Source organism: Clostridium sp. AN503, assembly GCF_040719375.1.
Lineage (GTDB): Bacteria > Bacillota > Clostridia > Lachnospirales > Lachnospiraceae > Brotaphodocola.
The window spans coordinates 2,905,001-2,922,764 of the sequence record NZ_JBFDTP010000002.1 but is presented as its reverse complement, the minus strand read 5'-3'; the positions used below and the strand labels follow the sequence as shown (position 1 = coordinate 2,922,764).

The following is a 17,764-nucleotide window of genomic DNA, read 5'->3' as shown; positions in this document are numbered from 1 at the left end:
TCAATCCTTTATGTGTTTTTCTTTTTTGATGTCCAAGCTTGAAAAAGGGATTTGTATTTCCGCTTTCTCCGTATGATTTCACCAACACTGTACACTATGATCATTGAAATCAGAATAATCATAGAAGATCGTATGCCTTCTATCGTTTTATGTATTTCTACTTGGTATATAATACTCTCGATTTCCTTTGTAGTATCAATGGTAAACGGTGGAGAAATCCAACTGTTTATTGCTGGGATTTTAAAAAGCAATGAGATGACTGCCAGTGTTAAAATAAACTCAATAGAAAATAAAATCCTCAGTCTGTTAACGATTCTTTCCAGCATAGGAATCCTTTCATACTTCTGGTTTCGTTTCCGAAATACAGGTGCGGTTCTTAAAAAAATAGCATTTATTTATTCATTCCTATATTGTGCCACGAGTAAATTGATTATGCAAGAATACATTTTCTAAAATGCTTCTAAAATGCGAATTTCCAGCTTATTTACTTTTCAAAGCCACGGCTATATAATAAAAATGTGTTGAACAAAGCCATACAGGAGATTTTACAGCGGCAGACGTCAATATAATAGACAAAAGAATGATAATGGAGGAGCTATGAAACGAATTTTTGCATTCCTTATTGATCATGCGATCTTGAGTTTTGTTCTGGTCTTTGCTGCGATTCCATTCATCTTTATTTCCCCTGCGGCTCACAATAGAAGCCCGCTGATGCCCGGACTTCCGTTTATATGGGTGTTGTGGATGAGCTATTTTGTAGCAGCAGATTATTTTTTCGAGGGGATGACGATTGGCAAGCGGCTCCTGGGAATGCGACCGGTGCGAAATCCCAAAGAAGGAGCCGGTCGTTTGGGCTGGGCTTTGGCACACACATTTTTAAAATGGTTGTTTGCAGCGTTCTGGCCGCTTGGACTGATCGTGTACGTGTGCTGCGGCGGGAAAATGCCATATGACCGAAGGCTTGGGATTGCGTATGAGAGTGAAGCAGAGACTGGGGAACGAAGAAATTCTGGATGGAAGACGATTGCCAGAATTGGTGTGGCAGCAGTGGCTTTCATGGCAATATTGATCGTATGTCTGACACTGATATTACAGCGGATGGCTCTGCAGCCACATTATTCCTTGAAGACTGAGAAGGTCGCTTCGCTCACTTCTGTTCTGGGCAGATATCGGCTGGCTTCATATTCCAGTTCAAGCACCACAGATTCGGTGAAACTGAAATATCAGTATGATTTAGAAAGAGAGGGCGGCGATCTTGCCGAACAGTATGCCGGATACCTGTCTGACAAGGAAGGCTTTGTCCGCTTTCCGGATGAAGAGGCATATCAGGAAAATGTCCTGATTCTGAAGAAAGATTCATCAGACGGGGTATATAAGATCACAGTCTATCTGAAAACAGTTTCAGATCAACTGCTGGTTGAGCTGCATTGTGATGAAAAATCAGGAATTATACAAAATAGATAAAAAATGCGTAAAAACAGCTTGACAAATGTGAGAAATGTAGATACTATAGGATTATAAGAAGTGAAACCGGTTACAGAATGTGAGAAAATCTATGATTACGATTAAAGAAGTGGCGGAATTAGCGGGAGTATCCAAGGCTACGGTATCCCGCGTGATCAATAACAGCGGCTATGTGAGTGCGGAAGCGCGCAGGAAAGTGGAAGATATTGTGAGAGAGTACAACTATCTCCCGTCGGCTTCTGCAGTAAATTTATCCAGGCAGGAGACCTCCACAGTAGGCGTGGTGGTACCGGAGATTGACAACATCTTTTACGGAGATATTGTTCATGGGATCACGGAGGTTGCAGATGATTTAAACCTTTCCCTGGTGCTTTTCGATACCCAGAACAGCCTTGAGAAGGAGGAGCGGGCTATCCGTGCACTCCAGCATCTGCGGGTCCGCGGGATCATCCTGGGACCGTCCGTAGATTATCCGGAGACCCGGGAGGGGCGTCTGGTCTTAGAACAGCTGAAGACCCTGGGAGTTCCGATTGTTATCGTGGACCGTGATTTTACCAATATGCCGTGGGATGCGGTTTTATATGAAAACTATGAGAGTTCCTATGCGGCGGCGGTGGAGCTTTATAAGGCGGGGAACCGCAGGCTCGCAACTATCACCGGGGATATGGACTTAAAGATCGGCAGGGACCGTCTTGCCGGTTTCTGCCGGGGCGCGGAAGACTGTGGGCTGACTGTCCAGAAGAAGGATATCCTGTATGGAGATTTCCTGATGGAAAAGGCGTACGAGCTTTCCATGGAGCTGCTGACCAGAGGGGATCTGCCGGATGCGGTCTATACCAGCAACAACCGCACGTCTCTTGGTTTTTTGAAAGCAGTCAATGAGTGCGGGATGCAGATTGGCAGGGATATTGCCATGATCGGCAACGACCGGATCGAGACCGTGGATATTCTTGGGATCGCCATGAGCTGTGTCTACCGTGACAACTATGAGATGGGGCGGACGGCAGTGCGCCTGCTTCAGGAGCGGATGGACAGCCCGGACCGGACCAGGACCATCAGCATGATACCGTATAAGGTAGGACTTAGGGGGTCTGAGAAGAAACAATAGAGCGTTGCTCTATATTGCATGTGTAACCGGTTACACATCAAAGGATGAAATAAACAATATTTACAAAATTAACAAATCTATAGAAAAGAGGGGAAAACAATGATCTACAAGAAGGTATCGAGGATTGAGGAGGAGATTTCATCCATAGGCATCGGCTGCTGGAACATGGGCGGCGACTGGGATTCCTCAGAGGAGAAGAACTCCATCAGCATTATCCATGCGGCGATTGACATGGGGATCAATTTCTTTGATGTGGCTCCGGTTTACGGGTGGGGCGTGTCAGAGACGATTCTTGGAAAGGCGCTGAAGACAGATGGTTTAAGAAATAAAGTACTGATCGCTTCAAAGGGCGGGCTTTTGTGGAATGAGAAGCATGAGACCCAGAACAACCTGTCAAAGGAAAGCCTGCTAAAGGAGATCGACGCGAGTCTGATCCGCCTGCAGACGGACCATGTGGACATCTATCAGATGCACTGGCCGGATCCCAACGTACCTTTAGAGGAGACGGCGGAGGCGCTTAACATCATGAAAAAGGCCGGAAAGATCCGCTACGTGGGCCTGAGCAATTTCTCACAGAAGGATGTGGAGACCATGATGGAATATATTTCGGTGGACTGCCAGCAGTCCTTATACAACATGCTGGAACGAAACCCCACCTCCTACCACGGGATCCCGTTAGAATACTTGACGGAGAAGGAAGTGCTGCCTAACGTGAAGAAATACGGGCAGGCGTTCCTGCCCTACAGCCCTCTGTTCCAGGGACTTTTAGCAGGTAAATTCCTGGATGGCATCGATTTTTCCAAGCGGGATATCCGCAACGAGAATCCGAAGCTGACCGGGGAGGCGTTTAAGGTCTATCAGGACGGGGCAAGGAAGCTGAAGGCATTTGCCGACGAGGCGGGCCATCCGATGAACGAAGTGGCACTTAACTGGCTGCGGCAGAAAGAGGAAGTGACTTCCATCATCGGCGGCGCATCGTCCGTGGGGCAGCTTGAGAAGAATATCCACTGTACCAGCTGGGATCTGACAGAGGAAGAACTGTGCGAGATCAATAAGATCCTGGAGCCCTTTGAGAACATGGGCTGAACACCAGGTCAGGCAGGAAGGAGAAACACATGGCAAATTACTTAATCGCCCATGATCTGGGTACCTCCGGGGATAAGGCTACGCTGTTCACGGCGGACGGCGAACTGGTACGGAGCGTTACCTATACCTATGATACTCATTTTTTCAACAGCACCTGGTCGGAGCAGGACCCGGAGGACTGGTGGAAGGCGGTCTGTGAGAATAACCGGAGGCTTTTAGAAGGGCTTGATAAAAAGCAGGTGGCGGGGATGGCCTTCAGCGGACAGATGATGGGCTGCGTCGTGGTTGACAGAGAGGGAAAACCTCTTCGTCCGGCGATCATCTGGGCGGATCAGAGGAGCCAGGAGCAGGAGAAGCATATCCGGGAAAGGATAGATGAACAGGAATTTTACAGGATCGTTGGCCATAAGATCAGCGCATCCTACAGTATTGAGAAGCTGATGTGGATACGCGACAACGAGCCGGAGGTTTTTCGGAATACATATAAGATGCTGCAGCCAAAGGACTACATCATCTGCCGGCTGACGGGAGAATTCTTGACGGAGTATACCGATGCATCGGGAGCCAACTGCCTGGATCTAAACCGTTTGGAGTGGTCCGGCCGGATCCTGGATATCGCAGGCATTGACCAGGATAAGCTTCCCAGGCTCTGCCCATCCACCCATGTGGCAGGAGAGATCACGGAAACCATGGCTGGGATCTGCGGCCTGGCTCCGGGGACGCCGGTGATCATGGGCGGCGGAGACGGGGTATGTGCAGCGGTGGGCGCAGGCAGCGTGAGGGAGGGGGACACCTTCAACTATCTCGGTTCCTCATCCTGGGTGGCGATGACCAGCGCCAAGCCGGTTTTTGACCCCCAGCTGCGGACTTATAACTGGGCGCATATGGTTCCCGGGATGTATTCTCCCAACGGGACGATGCAGGCGGCAGGGAATTCCTATCAGTTTATAAGGAAGGTTCTCTGCAAGGATCTGGAGGAACAGGCGGCAAAGCTGGGCGTCAGCGTTTATGAGCTGATGAACCAGGAAGTGGCGGCGTCTCCTCTCGGAGCCAACGGGCTTTTGTACCTGCCCTATATTCTGGGAGAGAGAAGCCCGCGCTGGAATACCAACGCCAGAGGCGCATTTGTAGGGCTTAAGATGGAGCACACCAGAGGAGACATGCTGCGGGCGACGGTGGAAGGGATCCTCATGAACCTCTGCATCATTCTGGATGTATTTAGAGGAGATAAAGAGATCACGGAATTAAACGTGATCGGCGGCCTGGCAAAAGGCGACCCGATCCGCCACATGCTTGCAGATATCTATGGAGTGAGGGCAAAACGCCTGAACTGGCTGGATGAAGCGACCTCTATGGGAGCCGCGGTCTGCGCCGGGGTTGGCGCGGGAGTCTTAAGGGATTTTACGGCGATTGACCAGTTTGTGAAAGTGGACGACGTCATAGAGCCGGACATGTATAACTATGTAAGATATCGAGAATGGAAACAGTATTTTGATGAATGCTACATGGGCCTCCAAAAAACCTATGACAACCTGGCCCAGTGGAAATAAAAAATAGAAGGAGAGGAAAATAGTATGGATATTGCAAATCTGACGCCGGAGGTCCTGGCAGGAATGATCGACCAGACACTGTTAAAACCGTTCGTTACCCTGGAGGATCTGCGGCAGCACTGTGAGACGGCGGCACAGTATCATTTTAAGACCGTCGCCATCAACAATGCGCCGGTACCGTTCTGCAAAAAGGTACTGGAAGGGACAGGAGTGCTCTGTGATGCAGCAGTCAGCTTCCCCCTTGGACAGTGCACCGTGGAAACCAAGGTCTTTGAAACCCGCGACGTCATAGAGAAGGGCGCCGGGGAAGTGGATTACGTGGTGAACCTGGTAGAATTAAAGAGCGGCAACTGGGACTATGTGGAAGATGAGATGCGCCGGATCGTGGAGGCGTGCAATGAAAAAGGGATCACCAGCAAGGTGATCTTTGAGAACTGCTATCTGACCGATGACGAGAAAAAGAAGCTCTGCGAGATCGCACTGAGAGTGAAACCGACCTTTATAAAGACCTCGACGGGATTTGGAACCGGAGGGGCGACTGTGGAGGATGTAAGGCTGATGAAGACCTGCGTGGGAGACGCCATAAAGATCAAGGCGGCAGGCGGAATCCGCGATGCCGAGACCGCACTCGCCATGATTGAGGCGGGCGCGGACCGGATCGGGACCAGCGCCGGGGTGAAGATCGTGGAAGGCTTTAAGGCGATGCAGGCATAGGGCCGTCACGCTGTTTCAGAGGTTGAATCAATGATAAGGAGGTCTGCGATGAAATATGGTATTTATTATGCTTACTGGGAGCGGCAGTGGGGGGCGGATTACCGGAAGTACGTTGAAAAGATGAAACGCCTTGGATTTGATATCCTGGAAATCTCCTGTGCGGGGCTTAAAAGTGTTCCAAAGGAGCAGATCCTCGCTCTGAAGGAATGCGCTCAGGAGAACCAGATCGAGCTGACCGGCGGATACGGACCGAAGGCTTCTGAGAATATCGCTTCCGCAGATCCGCAGATTGTAGAATCTGCATTCCGGTTCTGGGCAGATACCTTTCCGGTCTTAAATCAGCTGGGCATCCGCCTGGTAGGCGGCGGACTGTATTCTTACTGGCCGGCTGACTATTCCGGGCCGGTTGACAAGGAAGGGGATTTACAACGCAGCATTATCAATATGAAGAAACTGGCAGCTATGGCTGCGGAATATGATATCACCCTCGGCATGGAGGTTCTGAACCGCCATGAAGGGTATCTGATCAATTCTGCAAAAGAGTGCGTGGACTATGTGGATGCAGTGGGGGCGGATAATGTAAAGGTCATGCTGGATACCTACCATATGAATATGGAAGAAGACGATTTTGCGGAGGCGATCCTGACCGCAGGCAAAAAGCTGGGGCATTTCCATGTGGGGGAGAACAACCGGAAGCTTCCGGGCCAGGGGCATATGATCCCCTGGGAGAAGATTGGCAAGGCGCTTGCTGAAGTGGGATATGACGGTCCTGTGGTTATGGAACCCTTTGTGATCCATGGCGGTGAGGTGGGCCGCGATATCCGTATCTGGAGAGATTTAAAGTCCGACTGTTCAGAGGAGATCCTGGATCAGGAGGCAGCAGAATCTGTCCGTTATTTAAGAGCAGTATTTAGTTAACATAAAAAAGACGTTCCCAAAAGGGACGCCGAAAAAGAAAAGGAGAAGAAAGATATGAAAAAAGGGCAAAAACTGGTAGCAATGGTACTGACAGGGGCAATGTGCGCATCGCTGACAGCATGCGGCGGCAGCAAGACCGCAGCGACGACGGCAGCAGAAAAACCGGCGGAGACCACCGCAGCGGCATCGACGGAAAAACCGGCGGAAGCAGAAGCAAAGGAAACAGAGGCGGCTCGCGCTGGCCAGGCGTTTGATGTCACCTGGGTGACCTGTTCTACAGAGTCCGAGTTCTGGCAGTATCAGCAGATCGGCATGGAGAATGCGGCGAAGGATATGGAAGAGAAGTACGGTATTACGGTGAACTTTGCAGTGGTAGGACCGGCGACCGAGGCCGAGACCGAAGCCTACATCCGCGCATTTGAGAATGCGATCGCTTCCAAGCCGGATGCGATCATCTCTGCAACCCAGGTTCCGGATTCCACCAGGACCGTTGCCAAGGATGCGATGGATCAGGGGATTGTGGTGAACTTTACCAACTGTGGCCTGGAGACCCTGGATTCCACCGAGTATGCGGACTGCTACAACCAGTATTACACGACCGTCAGCGCTGACATCGGCGACATGGCCGGCAAGGTGATGTTAGAGATGCTGGAGGAGGCAGGACTGCCGAAGGAAGGCGTGATCGCAATGGAATTCTCCAATGTTAACCCGTCCCTGCAGCCGCGTATGGACAACTTTAAAGCTTATGTGGAATCTCATTCTGACATCAAGGTGTTGGATACTCTCTACAATAATAACGACCTTGCACGCGCACAGGCTGATATTGAGAACCAGATCGCTACCTACGGCGAGCAGCTGATCGGTATCTACGGCGCAAACAATGTATCCGGCGACGGAATTGCGCTGGCAGTTGAGAACGCGGGCATCGCGGACAAAGTGATCACCATCGGCGTGGATTCCGACCCGACCGAGATCGCAGCTTTGGAAGCCGGCAACATCGATTGTATCATCATCCAGGACGCATATGGGCAGGGCTACGCATCCATGCAGAACGCAGTGGAGACCCTGCTTCAGGGCAAGAATCCGGAGAGCGAGCAGAAGATCGCTATGCCGCCGGTAGCAGTTACAACCGAGAACATGCATGAGCCGGAGTATGCGGCTATGCTGGACCCGACCCTGTTAAAGAGATAAGCGGTATTTGACTTGCAGTTTTCCGGCAGGGCGTATGGTCCTGCCGGAGTCTTAAAAGACAGTGCACGGATAAGCCGTGACCAGACAGTCTGGAAGGAGTAGCGTATGGAGCAGGATATTTTGCTAAAAATAGAGAACGTCGTGAAGACTTATCCGGGTGTTCAGGCGCTGAAGGGGATTTCGACGACGATCAGAAAAGGTGAGGTACGTGCGCTGGTTGGGGAAAACGGCGCCGGGAAATCCACACTGATCAAATGTATTATGGGAGTAGAGACTCCCACCGAGGGGAAAGTAGAGATCAATGTAGACGGAAAATGGGAGTCGCCGAAAAATGCCATCGACGCAAAACGGTGCGGGATGCATGCCAATTATCAGAATGTAAACATTGCAAAGAATCTAAGTATTGCAGAAAACTATTTTCTTGGACGCCTGCCGATGAAAGGGATGATCATCGACTGGAACAAGATCTATTCGGAGAGCCAGAAGGTCATCGACAAATTCAACCTGCACGTTGACCCGAGAGCTACCATCGCATCCCTGCCGGTGGCCATGCAGGCCATGATCACCATCAGCAAGATCTCGGTCAATGAGAATATAAAGCTTGTGATCTTTGACGAGCCGACCGCATTGCTTGAAAATGAAAAAGTGGACACATTATTTCGCTATATCAGGGAATTGAAAGAAAGTGGTGTCAGCGTGATCTACATCTCCCACCGCCTGGAGGAGATCATGGAGATCTGTGACACTGTTACCATCATGAAGGACGGGACCTATGTGGAGACGAAGGATGTATCAGATGTAGACAAGGATTATCTGATATCCAAAATGGTAGGACGTTCCATGGTGGATATCTATAATATCGAGCACCAGAAACCGGGCAAAGAGCTGCTGCGCGCAGAGCATTTGACGGGTGAAAAGTTTAAGGATGTCAGCTTCAGCCTGCACGAGGGGGAGATCCTGGGGTTCTTTGGACTGGTGGGCGCCGGGCGGAGCGAGGTCATGCGGGCTATCTTCGGAGTGGACCGGATCGATTCGGGGAAGCTTTTTGTAAAAGGCCAGGAGGTACATATCCAGTGTCCCAAGGACGCCATGATGAAGGGGATCGGTTTTCTGACAGAGGACCGGCGCAAGGATGGGCTGGCTCTTTTACAGACCGTAAAGCTCAACACGAATATGTACTCCTATGACACGATCAGCAAAGGCGGCATCATCGACTTAAAGAAAGAAACACAACGAGCGGAGGATTACAAGAAGAAGATCGCCATCAAAACGCCTACGGTCAATCAGCTCGTGAACAATCTGTCCGGCGGGAACCAGCAGAAGGTTGTTATCGCAAAGCTTCTGTGCCGGGACCCGGACGTGCTGATCTTCGACGAACCGACGGTCGGCGTGGATGTGGGCGCAAAGGATGAGATCTTTAAGATCATAGAAAGCCTGACCAAGCAGGGCAAGGGAGTCATTATCATATCCTCCTATCTGCCGGAGGCGATCGGATTGTCCGACAGGATGATCGTTATGGCGGAGGGACATGTATCCGGCCGCCTGGAATCAGACGAGCTGCGTAAGGTGGAGGAGGAGCAGGTGCTCCGTCTCGCCTCGACTGTTTACTATGATGAAAACCAGAAGGAGGTAGTTTAGGATATGAAGACGAAACAGTCTGACAACGGCAGGATGAAAGCGCTTTTGATGAAGACAGAGGTATCCATGGGAGTGATCATTGCCCTGATCTTCCTTTTGGCGACCTTTGGCACAGAGAACTTCCTGACTACATACAACTTAACCAACATTTTGAAACAGTGCGCCATTATCGGCATTATCGCCATCGCTGAGACCTACGTCATCATCACCGGCGGGATCGATATCAGCTGCGGCGCTATCGTGGGCATGAGTACGCTGATGGTAGCCATGGCACAGGCTAAATGGGGAATGAATATCCTGGCGTCCATGACCATTGCGATCATCGTGGCGGTGGCTGCGGGCCTGTTCAACGCCATGCTGGTCCATGAGTTCAATGTGCCTGCATTCGTGGCGACACTGGGCTCCCAGACTATTTTACGCGGACTGATCAAGGTGATCTCCAACGGCGGAACCGTATCGGGCATCAACAAGACGTTTTCCGCATTTGCGTCCGGCTCGGTGCTGTTTATCCCCAAGCTGGCGATCGTGTGGTTCGTGATAGCCATTATTTGCTTTCTGATCCTGCGTTACACGATCTTCGGGCGCAACTTATTTGTGCTCGGTTCCGGCTCTGAGGTCGCAAAGCTGAACGGTATCTCCATCCGGAAGACCATATATTCCACTTACGCCTTTGCAGGTCTGCTCTATGGTATCGCGGGTATCCTGCTCTGCGCAAGGATCAACTCTGCGATCCCCACGGCCGGCGAGGCGTATGAGACCAATGCCATCGCAGCCAGCGTACTGGGCGGAGCGTCTCTTGCAGGCGGCTGCGGATCGGTATTCGGTACCCTCTTGGGCACTGTCCTGATCATTCTGATCGATAACGTGGGCACCCAGTTTGGTATCGGGGCATTCGTGATGCAGGTGATCACCGGCTGCGTGATCGTCATCGCCATTGTGGTGGACCAGCTGAAAAAGAGAGGGCGCAAATAGGTATGACAGAGAACACGGAAAAAATAAGAATGATGGATATCTGCAGTGGGATACAGCACATCGGAATCCCGGCGGCGGATGTGGAGGAAACCTGCCGGTTTTATGAGGGCCTTGGGTTCCTGCGGGTATTCGAAACGGAGCTCCGGGGTTCTCAAAAGGTTGCCTTTCTGCAGTCTGGGAATCTGCTGTTAGAGGCCTACGAGGCGGAGCCGGTGTTGGCAGCGGGGGCGGTAGACCATATCGCGGTGGACTGCCTGGACGCGGCTGCGGCGTATGAGCTGGCCAGCAGGCAGGGCTATAAAATAGTGAGCGATGGGATTGAGGAGCTTCCGTTTTGGGAAAACGGGGTCCGGTTTTTCATGATAGAAGGACCGAACCGGGAGCGGATCGAGTTTGACCAGAGGCTGTAAATATAAAAGGCGCCCTACAGACCTTAAAAATGTGGTCTGCGGGGGCGCTTTTTACATTTATTCGTCAGTCCCCGCCGGGGCCGTCGCGGCGTTCTCTTGAGGATTCCGGAAGCGGCTCTACATTTTTGTAAGGCTCCGTATCAACCTCCGGCACATCTCCGTCACCATAACGGTCGGTATCCGGTTTTGCGCTGGGTTTTGTATCTGTTTTTTTACCGAATCTGTGGCACATGTTATCACCTCCTGGCTTAGTATAACCTGCAGGGGCAGAAAATATGAGGGACGGAAAGCCTGGACCCAATACAAAGCGGAAACCGTGCTGAATTTGGAGGGGCTTTCTTTGTTTTTTTGTTTTGGTATCAGATTAATCTTAACACTGCTCCCATCAATTTCAATCAGGTAGCCGGCTACGCGGTATCTGATGCCGAACACCTGATAGGTGGCGGTATTTATAGTCAGACCTTCAATGGCTGCCCCTTTCGTACAGCGCACTGTCATGTAGTTTGCCAGAGGATGTTTCGGAGAATCCAGCCGGGTCGAGGTCAGTTCCCAAAGGAGCATCATGGTATCGATATCCGGATCATTCTTATCGATCAGATACAGTTCAACTGTACGGCGCATACCCTGCGCCTCCAGTATATATTGCTCTTCTTTTACTTTTTCTATAAATCCTGCAAAAGACGGAATCACCATGGCAGCCGTCACAGCAAGGATCACGAGTACCGTTATAAGTTCTACCAGGGTATAACCGCTGCTGTTTCGTTTGTTTGTATTCATCAATTTTATCATCTGTATACGCTGTCATTGTTTTGTTATCAAGTATAAAATCCCTAATGCGAATGCCTGAAAAGGCGTATGAACACTACCATATAATACACTGAAGGTATTTGGTAGCATTTATTTTGTTGGAATACAAACATACGAAGTGAAAACGAATCAATACCTAAAATAAGAGTAAAAACCGGGCGCGGTCACATATGTTTAGCATTTTTCCAGGAATTTGCCGTTAGAGAACCGTAAGAGAAATTTACGGATTCGTCAATAGTAATCACAGGAAATATCTGCTATACTGTGCCTGTAAGTGAAATACACACAAATAACAGTAAGAAAGATAAGAGGATTGATTATATGAAAAAGATGAACAAAAAAGCTTTGGCAGTTATCTGTTGTTCCGGACTTCTGGCTGTTGCCGGTGCAGGTATGGCCCTGGCTCAGTCTCCGACAGTGATTGCCGGAGGAGTTAAGACAGAGAATGCAGGCGGACCATCCGCAGGTGAGGAGGCTGTGAAGCTGGATATGTTACAGATCTGGGGTACCGTGATCAGTGTTGAGGACGGCAGAGTCCACATTGACAATCAGTCAGGCACGTCATTTCAGGGAGAGATCGTGCTGAATGTTTCCGATGAGTACAGCAGAGTGCTGGATGCGGAGAATGGATTCCCGGTGCAGCTTTCCGATATTCAGGTGGGAGAGACCATCTACGCATACATTGGGCCGGCGATGACCATGAGCCTTCCGCCGATGACTACCGCCGAGATGATCATCTGCAAGATTCCTGCTGATTTTAAAGCTCCGTCCTATGTGGAGGTAAAGTCCATGACCTGGCAGGAGAATGGAGACTGGGTTCTGGTTACAGAAGCAGGCGAGACCTATCAGGTCCCTGGCGAATGCCCGGTGATCCCATATCTCACACGTAACATGGTGACTCTTCAGGATGTGACGGAATCCCGTAAGCTGCTTGTGTGGAGTGATGCGGAAAACAACGTGCAGAAACTGGTACTCTTTGCAGAAGATACACAGTAAGGCAGGTGTGAGCTTGTGTGCCGCCGCAGGCAGAGTATGCAGGATCATAAAGTGAGCTCAGGAATAGACAGCCGCATATCGGTAAAAACCCGGTGGCTGTCTACTTTTTAAATTTAGTACTTGACATTACACAGTAGTATGTATAATATAGTATTAAAGAAACGCATAATACCAGAGAAAGGCGTGGTACATATATGAATGCACAATTTAAGAAAGGGGTCCTGGAGTTGATCGTTCTGGAGTCTGTCCGGCAGAAGGACATGTACGGGTATGAGCTGGTCGAAGAAGTGTCCAAGGTTGTGGACGTGAATGAGGGCACGATCTATCCGCTGCTCAAGCGTCTGACGAATGAGCATTACTTTGAGACGTATCTGAGGGAGTCTACAGAGGGACCTCCGAGGAAGTATTATCATCTGACGGCGGCCGGGGTACTGTACCGGGACAGCCTGGAAGTAGAGTGGAACCAGTTGACAGAAAAGGTGGCGAGATTTTTAAAGGAGTGCCGGAATGGATAAGAAAACATTTATAAAGGAACTGGAACGGTCATTATCCGTACTCCAGGAGGATGAGTTAAGAGATATTGTGGGGGAATATGAGCAGCATATCGATATGAAGGTCCAGAGCGGGCTGACCGAAGAGGAAGCGATCGCAGATTTTGGCAGCCTGAGCCAGCTGTCTGCTGAGATCCTGGAAGCGTATCATGTGCGCGCGGATTATGCGGCGGAAAAGGAGAAGGGCAAACGTTTTTCTTTCGCTGAAGGAGAGAAAGCCAGCAAAGAGATCCTGGAGCAGACAGGGGAGTTGTGCGCGAAGACCGGGCGGCAGACAGTCAGGGGACTAAAGCGGGTTGGAGTATGGCTGTGGGGAGTGCTGCTGTTCTGGAAAGCACAGATATCCCGTCCGATCGCCTGGATGAAGCAGAAGCTGGAGGCATACAGAGACCAGAGGGAAGAAAGCGCGCAGATGCAGGCGTGTGAATGGGAACAGACGGAAGAGGAGAAGATGATGACAGAAGAAGAGCAGACGGCGGATATGAAGCGGTTGCGGCAGCAGGAAGCAGACGCCGGACGTGCCGGGCAGCCCCAGAACAGGATCTATGCCGCAGGGACCAGATCAAGACGAAAAAGCGGCAGGAACATGGCAAAGTCTGTAGTATCCGGGATGCTGGGAGTGGCTGAAGGCGCTTTTCGGTTCTGCTGGAAAGCGGCAGGCTGGTGCATCCGCGCTGCGTGGAATCTCTGCTGGGCAGGGTTCTCCATTTTCTGCGGAGTGATGGGACTGTTCTGCCTGTTTGGACTGGGGATGATTGCGGTATTGCTGACTCAGGGATATCCGCTGGCAGGTGTGGTGATAGGATGCCTGGGACTGAACCTCTGCCTGTTTGCGGCGGCTGGATTTGGTATGACTCTTATATGGAGGAACAAAAAAGAATCCCCGCGCACGGCAGATATTTCCGGGAACCAGCAAAAGACAGAGCAGGAGGCGGATCAGGCAGTGGATCAGACAGTGGAAGTTTTGGGATTGGAGGGAGAAGAACATGCGTAGATTGCAGAAAATTTTGCTGGGAATATTCCTTGGCGGGGTATTGCTGGGAGGAATTGGTACAGGAGTTGCTTTTGTAGAGTACTCCTCCATCACCTATGCCGGAGAGAAGAAGATCGGACAAGACAGCATGGTGACAAAAGAACTGGATTTTTCCTTTGATTCCGAGAGGGGGATTGTAAAGGTTGCGCCTGTCTGGTATGATGATGGACAGGTGAGTTATGTGGAAACGGATGAGACGGTGCCGGAGAATACGGTCCGTTACCGGATAACCTACAACGAAAAGATGGTTACACCGAGCCTGTATTTTTCGGAGTATGATGAGGACGAGGAAGAAGAACTGATGGAAGAGAACATGGGCCCAGGTTACGATGATACGGATGGTCCGGATGAAAGCGGTAGCCTGGAACGTTCAAGCATGACCGGCGGCGAGGAACACGAGTCACGGTTAAACGTTATAGATGCTGTGGATTCCAGGAAAAAGCCTGTAAGGTATCAGGGGGAGCTTCACTTAAGGTCCCACTACCGCGATGATTTCGGCCTTTGGATGGAGAATAAGGATGAGATCCTGAACGATTTGAAGCAGGGCAGGCTTGCCAGTTACCGTGCGGATACGGTTACGGAAGTAAAGGTTTTTGTAAATCCGGCATCGATGGAGCATATTAAGGAGATAAGGGAGTATTGATACGATGAAGCTGAGAGCAGATTTTCATACCCACACAACCTGGTGTGACGGAAAGAGCAGCCCGAGGGAGATGGTAGAGTCTGCTTTTCATAAAGGATTAACGGATTATGGGATTTCCGGGCATGCGGATTATTCCTTCTGTGATCCGGGATTTGGCATGTCCGATGATATTCTGGAACAATATAAGCAGGAGCTTTTGGCTCTCAGGGAAGAGTATGCCGGGAAGATGAATATTTATATAGGCATCGAACTGGACTGCTTAGGGCCGGTGCAGAAGGCGGAATATGCGATCGGTTCAGTCCATTGTGTAGAAAAGGGCGGGGAGTACATATCTGTTGACGACACGGCAGAAAAGCTGGAGGATGGGGTTATGCGCCTCTGGGACGGTGACTGGTATGCGTTCGCCAGAGATTATTTTGAGCTGGAAGCCACAGTATATGACAGGACCGGATGCGATTTTATCGGGCATTTTGATCTGCTGACCAAATTTAATGAAGGTTTCCGGTATTTTGACGAGACGAGGGACGATTACCTGGAGCCGGCTCTTGCTGCGATGCGGAGATTAAACGACGCCTGCCTGCCGTTTGAGATCAACACAGGCGCCATATCCCGGGGGTACCGCTCGGAGCCGTATCCTAACAGGATATTGCTGAGAGAGCTGCACAGCATGGGCGGAAGGATCATGATCAATTCGGACAGCCACCATGCGGATACCATTGGTTTTCACTTTGACCAGGCACTGCGTATTGCCGGAGCATGCGGTTTTCGCAGGCTGACTATATTAAAACCCGGCGGTGGTTTCCGGGAGCTTGAGCTGTAAGTACAGCGGAGGGAGTGGTTATGAGAAGGACGATATTGATTCTGGCTGCAGCGGGCATCCTGATTTCGGGTTGTGGATCGTCAAATCATGCGAGAGAAGCAGACCATGAGGCCAGGACTGAGGGAGTGGTCTTGGACACAGGCAATGCTGCGGCAGGATTAGCGGGCATAGAATCCCCGGCAGAGATGGAAAAAGAAGGGCCTCTTCCGGTGTTCCTTTTGAACTCGTATTATCTGCCCAGGGAGAATCCAGTCTATTCCTATCTGCAGAACAAAAGCATCCGCAGGTTTTTTGATATGTGGTTTAAAGAACAGACCGGCGAGGAGACGGAGGCTCACTGGAACTATGATACTTTGGCGCCTGTCCTGCTCCTGGACCACGATTTTAAGCCGGTTGCACAGCCGGACAAGGGACTTTATACCTGTACCTTCTCCACAGATGATGGAAGAAGCGGTTATATTATCGTCTCATATGGAGAAGGCGCAGAAGGGCCTTATATATCTAAGAGGAGCCTGCATGAAACTACGCCGTATCAGTATGATCTGCGGGCGAATGGTGAGCAGATAGCCGAGGCCCTGAAAGAAACGGATATAGATCTGTCCACCGCATCGGCTGCCCGGGCAGAGTGGATCGATACAGAAAACAACCGTGAAGACCACATTATCCTGTTTACCGACGGCAAAGGCGACCGCTATATCTGTTATTTCGGCGATGGAGACTATACGGTCAGAAAACAGTGAGGCTACTCACAGATTAACTGCCAGCTTATGCCGAACCTGTCCCTGACCCAGGCGTATGCCCTGGCAAAGTGCTGCGGCGCCAGTTTCATCAGGATTTCCCCGCTGTCCGCCAGTCTGTGATAGATATCGGCTGCCTCCTCCGGCGTTTTGCACCAGACAGAGAAGGAAAACATGGTCCCCGGCTGCGCGGGTTCCTGGGAGTCGCTGAAGCAGAACAGGGTCCCGAAGATGGTCAGCCGGCCGTGGAGTATCCAGTCCTCCATACCGTGAGAGACTGGATGATTGGAGTCTGGCGGCAGGTCTGAGTACTTCATGACCTGTTTGCCGGTGCCGTTAAAAACAGTTTCATAAAATGAGATTGCTTCATTTGCATTTCCTTGGAAATTGATACAGGGTGATATCATGGTGTCAGTCCTCCTTAAATTATAGAATCAGTCTATTCCTTTTAGGATGAACAGATATCACCAGTCTATTCCATTCGGAACATATATTTTCCCCTAATTTAACGCGCGAGGAAAAGAACCGCCGGTTTTCATTTCAGAAAAACAGATGGTCAATCAGGATCTTACACCCCATAAACACCAGGATAAGTCCTCCTGCAAGCTCTGCCCTGGATTTGTACTTACATCCAAAGACAGTACCCACCTTCACCCCAACCATAGAAAGCAGGAGGGTCGTGCAGACCGATGAAAGAGATGGCAGGAATGATCCGCACCTGCAGGAATGCAAAGGTCACTCCCACGGCGAGAGCATCGATGCTGGTAGCTATGGCGAGGATCAACATGTCTTTCATTCGGACAGAGGCGTCGCAGGATTCAGATTCCTTGTCCAGGGATTCCTTTATCATATTGATTCCAATGACCCCAAGCAGGATAAATGCGATCCAATGGTCATAAGCAGTGATCGCCTGCTTGAACCGGCTGCCCAGCAGATAGCCGGCAAATGGCATCATCGCCTGGAAGCCTCCGAAGTACAGGCCGATGATCAGCGCATCCCTGCCGCGCCAACGGCACATGGACAGCCCCTTGCAGATCGATACGGCAAACGCGTCCATGGAAAGTCCGACCGCAATAATAAACAACTCCAGTAATGACATGTGAAATTCCTCCGTGTATTATAGTTT

18 protein-coding genes and 1 pseudogene are annotated in these 17,764 nt (G+C 50.6%); 16 read left to right on the top strand and 3 right to left on the bottom strand.

Annotated elements, in window-relative coordinates:
* The first annotated feature begins 597 nt into the window (after positions 1-597).
* The 10 genes from AB1I67_RS20875 to AB1I67_RS20830 all read left to right on the top strand — a co-directional run bounded on the left by AB1I67_RS20875 (position 598) and on the right by AB1I67_RS20830 (position 11,051).
* Positions 598-1,464, top strand: coding sequence for an RDD family protein (locus AB1I67_RS20875; RefSeq protein ID WP_367032173.1), 867 nt, complete (start codon positions 598-600; stop codon positions 1,462-1,464).
* 91 nt (positions 1,465-1,555) lie between these two features.
* On the top strand, positions 1,556-2,572 hold the full coding sequence (locus tag AB1I67_RS20870; protein WP_367032172.1) for a LacI family DNA-binding transcriptional regulator: 1,017 nt from the start codon (positions 1,556-1,558) through the stop codon (positions 2,570-2,572).
* A 99-nt stretch (positions 2,573-2,671) separates the two neighbouring features.
* Complete coding sequence (locus AB1I67_RS20865; RefSeq protein ID WP_367032171.1) at positions 2,672-3,658, top strand: aldo/keto reductase; 987 nt, start codon at positions 2,672-2,674, stop codon at positions 3,656-3,658.
* A 29-nt stretch (positions 3,659-3,687) separates the two neighbouring features.
* Positions 3,688-5,208: an FGGY-family carbohydrate kinase gene (locus AB1I67_RS20860; protein ID WP_367032170.1), complete on the top strand. Its 1,521-nt coding sequence runs from the start codon at positions 3,688-3,690 to the stop codon at positions 5,206-5,208.
* A 24-nt stretch (positions 5,209-5,232) separates the two neighbouring features.
* Complete coding sequence (gene deoC / locus AB1I67_RS20855) at positions 5,233-5,922, top strand: deoxyribose-phosphate aldolase (protein ID WP_367032168.1); 690 nt, start codon at positions 5,233-5,235, stop codon at positions 5,920-5,922.
* Positions 5,923-5,970: 48 nt separating this feature from the next.
* Positions 5,971-6,840, top strand: a complete 870-nt coding sequence (locus tag AB1I67_RS20850) for a sugar phosphate isomerase/epimerase family protein (protein ID WP_367032167.1) — start codon at positions 5,971-5,973, stop codon at positions 6,838-6,840.
* Positions 6,841-6,894: 54 nt separating this feature from the next.
* Complete coding sequence (locus tag AB1I67_RS20845; protein ID WP_367032165.1) at positions 6,895-8,031, top strand: substrate-binding domain-containing protein; 1,137 nt, start codon at positions 6,895-6,897, stop codon at positions 8,029-8,031.
* A gap of 105 nt (positions 8,032-8,136) precedes the next feature.
* The gene (locus tag AB1I67_RS20840) at positions 8,137-9,669 is read left to right on the top strand and encodes a sugar ABC transporter ATP-binding protein (protein WP_367032164.1); all 1,533 of its coding nucleotides are present in this window, start codon (positions 8,137-8,139) and stop codon (positions 9,667-9,669) included.
* A 3-nt stretch (positions 9,670-9,672) separates the two neighbouring features.
* Positions 9,673-10,641, top strand: a complete 969-nt coding sequence (locus tag AB1I67_RS20835) for an ABC transporter permease (protein ID WP_367032162.1) — start codon at positions 9,673-9,675, stop codon at positions 10,639-10,641.
* 2 nt (positions 10,642-10,643) lie between these two features.
* A complete protein-coding gene (locus AB1I67_RS20830; RefSeq protein WP_367032161.1) occupies positions 10,644-11,051 on the top strand; it encodes a VOC family protein in 408 nt (135 codons plus the stop codon).
* A 117-nt stretch (positions 11,052-11,168) separates the two neighbouring features.
* On the opposite strand, the gene AB1I67_RS20825 is transcribed toward AB1I67_RS20830, so the two are convergent.
* Positions 11,169-11,828, bottom strand: coding sequence for a type II secretion system protein (locus tag AB1I67_RS20825; protein WP_367032160.1), 660 nt, complete (start codon positions 11,826-11,828; stop codon positions 11,169-11,171).
* 351 nt (positions 11,829-12,179) lie between these two features.
* On the opposite strand from AB1I67_RS20825, the gene AB1I67_RS20820 reads away from it, so the two are divergent.
* The 6 genes from AB1I67_RS20820 (at position 12,180) to AB1I67_RS20795 (ending at position 16,641) form a co-directional block, all read left to right on the top strand.
* On the top strand, positions 12,180-12,854 hold the full coding sequence (locus AB1I67_RS20820; protein ID WP_367032159.1) for a hypothetical protein: 675 nt from the start codon (positions 12,180-12,182) through the stop codon (positions 12,852-12,854).
* A gap of 194 nt (positions 12,855-13,048) precedes the next feature.
* Positions 13,049-13,369 (top strand): PadR family transcriptional regulator, encoded by a 321-nt coding sequence (locus AB1I67_RS20815; protein ID WP_367032157.1) that lies wholly within the window; start codon positions 13,049-13,051, stop codon positions 13,367-13,369.
* On the top strand, positions 13,362-14,399 hold the full coding sequence (locus AB1I67_RS20810) for a DUF1700 domain-containing protein (protein ID WP_367032156.1): 1,038 nt from the start codon (positions 13,362-13,364) through the stop codon (positions 14,397-14,399). Before AB1I67_RS20815 ends, AB1I67_RS20810 begins: the two co-directional genes overlap by 8 nt.
* The gene (locus AB1I67_RS20805) at positions 14,392-15,081 is read left to right on the top strand and encodes a hypothetical protein (RefSeq protein ID WP_367032154.1); all 690 of its coding nucleotides are present in this window, start codon (positions 14,392-14,394) and stop codon (positions 15,079-15,081) included. The genes AB1I67_RS20810 and AB1I67_RS20805 overlap by 8 nt, the downstream gene beginning before the upstream one ends.
* A 4-nt stretch (positions 15,082-15,085) precedes the next feature.
* A complete protein-coding gene (locus AB1I67_RS20800) occupies positions 15,086-15,901 on the top strand; it encodes a histidinol-phosphatase (RefSeq protein WP_367032153.1) in 816 nt (271 codons plus the stop codon).
* A 20-nt stretch (positions 15,902-15,921) separates the two neighbouring features.
* Positions 15,922-16,641, top strand: a complete 720-nt coding sequence (locus tag AB1I67_RS20795) for a hypothetical protein (protein WP_367032151.1) — start codon at positions 15,922-15,924, stop codon at positions 16,639-16,641.
* Positions 16,642-16,643: 2 nt separating this feature from the next.
* Here the strand turns inward: AB1I67_RS20795 and AB1I67_RS20790 are convergent, their stop codons facing one another.
* A complete protein-coding gene (locus tag AB1I67_RS20790) occupies positions 16,644-17,045 on the bottom strand; it encodes a VOC family protein (RefSeq protein WP_367032150.1) in 402 nt (133 codons plus the stop codon).
* A gap of 133 nt (positions 17,046-17,178) precedes the next feature.
* Positions 17,179-17,737: pseudogene (locus tag AB1I67_RS20785) on the bottom strand (manganese efflux pump MntP family protein).
* Between the last annotated feature and the right edge of the window lie 27 nt (positions 17,738-17,764).